Raw genomic sequence first — 335 nt, 5'->3', positions numbered from 1 at the left:
TGCTTCGATGTGGCTGTAGCCTTGGTCGAGCACCAGGCTGGCAGCTTCGCGTTTGAACTCGGGCGTAAAGGTACGACGTTGCTTGGTCATCAGACACCTCTCTATGGCGAGCATTCTCGCCTAAATGGATGTCCGGAATCATTAGACCACTACAGTGCGTTCCTAATCGGCTTACGACCACTTTAGAGCCTGGGTTAGTAATGAAGGTTGAATCGCCCCGGGTTTCGTAGACACCTCTTTGCCTTAAACTGAGGCCAATTAGGAGGTGCCATGAGCAACCCGCGTTACCCCGAAGAATTCAAAATCCAAGCAGTCAATCAAGTGACCGAAAAGAA

At 50.7% G+C, this 335-nt stretch carries 1 protein-coding gene; it reads right to left on the bottom strand.

Features of this window, described 5'->3' with window-relative positions; translation table 11 throughout:
- A partial coding sequence (locus QMX96_RS26745; protein ID WP_282361856.1) for a transposase occupies nt 1-90 on the bottom strand: 90 nt, incomplete at its 3' end.
- Nucleotides 91-335 lie beyond the last annotated feature (245 nt).

Origin of the sequence: Pseudomonas sp. PS01300, from assembly GCF_029960155.1 — a bacterium.
GTDB classification, from domain to species: domain Bacteria; phylum Pseudomonadota; class Gammaproteobacteria; order Pseudomonadales; family Pseudomonadaceae; genus Aquipseudomonas; species Aquipseudomonas palmensis.
This window is presented reverse-complemented; position numbering and strand designations above follow the sequence as displayed.